The sequence below is a fragment of the Ruoffia halotolerans genome (genome assembly GCF_014049385.1).
In the GTDB taxonomy this organism is placed as follows: Bacteria; Bacillota; Bacilli; order Lactobacillales; family Aerococcaceae; genus Ruoffia; species Ruoffia halotolerans.
Genome location: NZ_JACAOA010000056.1, coordinates 1 through 2,419 on the forward strand (window position 1 = coordinate 1; position 2,419 = coordinate 2,419).

A 2,419-nucleotide genomic window follows, 5' to 3' on the forward strand; every position below is an offset into this window, starting at 1 on the left:
GTATATTGTATTTTAAAAAGGGGCCAAAATTTTAGGAATTGCAATTGAAAATGGGACCACCTGTCAGTGACTTCCATTTATACTATGAAGTATAGATGGAGGTGTCAGGAGTGATTACTATGACAAAAGAATTTGAGGTTATTAGCCGTTATCGCCGCGGTGAATCAAAACGTGCGATTAGTCGAGACATGGGACTAGATCGAAAAACGGTGCGCAGAATATGTGACCGATTTGATAAGGCAAGACAAAAAATCGATGCAGCTGAGGACGATAAAGCCCTTGAAGTCGCTACGGAGCAGTTAGTGTTGAAACGACAATACAATAGTACGACACGGACGAAAAGAACCTTCACACCCGAGGTGGAGGCACGCATGAACCGGTTAATCGAAGAGGAACAAGAGAAAACACGGATATTAGGCTCCCATAAACAAGCCCTTACGGCTGTCGCTGTGACAGAGATACTTCAAGCAGAGGGCTACGCCATCAAATATCGAACGGTGGCGCATTACTGGGCACAAATGACTAAAAAAGCGAAAGAAGCCTTTATTCGTCAAGACTATGCGCTCGGATCACGCGTTGAGTTTGATTTTGGTGAAGTCAAGTTGGAGATAAATGGCCACGTGCAGACGTATTATCTTGCCGTGTTTGCGAGTCCAGCCTCGGATTATTTTTGGGCGTATCTGTATGCCCATCAAAAGAAAGAGGTCTTTCAAGAAGCTCATGTGCGTTTCTTTGAACAGATTGGGGGTGTCTATCGGGAGGTCGTTTATGACAATATGCGTCATGTTGTTTCACGGTTTATAGGGAGGAACGAAAAAACATTGAATCCACAGTTGATTCAATTCGCCACGTATTATGGGTTTGATATCAATGTGACTAATTGTTTCAGTGGGAATGAAAAGGGAACGGTTGAAGGCAGAGTGAAAAAAGTGCGTCAAGCTTGTTTTACAAAGACGTATCAGTTTGCTTGTTTTGAAGCCGCTTGTGATCATTTAGAAGCACAGCTCCATCAATTGAATCAGTCCAGTCGGATCGAGGAGGAAAAGGCAACGTTATTACCTTATCAACCCCCTTTTGAACTCGCTGAGCTGCATGCATTGAAAGTCAATTCTTACTCAGCGATTCATTATCAGACGAATCAGTATTCTGTCCCTGATTATCTTGTCGGTCATACGGTTCAAGTCAAGGCCTACCCTAACCACTTGGTCATCTATGCCAATGATCAAGAGGTCGCGCGGCATACAAAAATAGAGGGCTCTCATGGCTTTTGCCTCGATATATACCACTATATCCAGACGTTTCAGAAAAAGCCAGGCGCTTTGAAGCACTCGCATGTGTTAAAGCATCACCCTTTATTGAAGACCCTCTATGACCATTATTATAACGATAAACCCAAGCTATTTCTAGAGCACTTGGAACGTTACCGTGCATGTGATGAACATCAACGCGTCATCCACATGACAGAAGCGGTACGATTACACGCCACAAAGCCTCTCCCTAAGGGGCAGGACCAAGAAATCAACCCGGTGATTCAACAAACAGAACACACACTACATCAGCTTAATCGCATCTTTGGATTGGAGGAAACACCATGTTAACGATCACAGAGGCAGCCAATGAACTGAAACTGTCGTTCCTTAAGGAAAACCACCCTCACTTGATGGCAGAATATCAAGCGAGGGGGCTAACCTTTGAAGAAGCCTTATTGGAATGGATTAATGAGGAGGTGCAACATCGACGCAATCGCAGTCATCAACGTCGGATAAAGCAAGCAAAGTTTAGTCAGAAAAAATACCTGGTCGACTTTGATGACCAGGTGTTTAACGAACCCGTGAGAAAAGAGCTGCGTTCACTGAAAACATTACAATTTATACAGAATAAAGAAAATGCCATCTTTATCGGCAATCCGGGTACAGGCAAGACCCACTTTAGTATTGGTTTAGGGATTGAAGCGTGCCTGCAAGGTTATAATGTGTTATTTATCAACGCCCCCAATCTGGTGATTCAGATGAAAGAAGCGGTCACTCAAAGTCAATTTTATCGGTTTAAACAACGCCTTCAGCGCATTGATTTATTGATTATTGATGAGCTCGGTTATCTATCCTTTGATGCTTCAGGCGCAGAATTGATTTTCAATTTATTATCTAACCGAATTGGAGAAGGCTCGGTGATTATTACCACGAATTTAACATTTGATCGTTGGCAGGATTGTTTTAAAGACCCGACATTAACGGGTGCTTTGGTGGATCGTTTGGTTTACAAGGCGCATGTTGTCGATATGCGGGGGGAAAGCTACCGTATGAAGCAAACCAGTCACTGGAAGAATACATTACAGGAAGGAGAGGAATAGCTCCTGTTACTACTGCAGGGTGGTCCCTTTTTCAACAGCAAGGTGGTCCCTTTTTCAATTGACATATAC

At 43.3% G+C, this 2,419-nt stretch carries 2 protein-coding genes; both read left to right on the forward strand.

All coding sequences use genetic code 11. The features are described 5' to 3' along the window. Nucleotides 1–119: 119 nt before the first annotated feature. The gene (gene istA / locus HW423_RS10650; protein WP_197105362.1) at nt 120–1,598 is read left to right on the forward strand and encodes an IS21 family transposase; all 1,479 of its coding nucleotides are present in this window, start codon (nt 120–122) and stop codon (nt 1,596–1,598) included. Then, complete coding sequence (gene istB, locus HW423_RS10655) at nt 1,592–2,350, forward strand: IS21-like element helper ATPase IstB (RefSeq protein WP_197105363.1); 759 nt, start codon at nt 1,592–1,594, stop codon at nt 2,348–2,350. Before istA ends, istB begins: the two co-directional genes overlap by 7 nt. Nucleotides 2,351–2,419 lie beyond the last annotated feature (69 nt).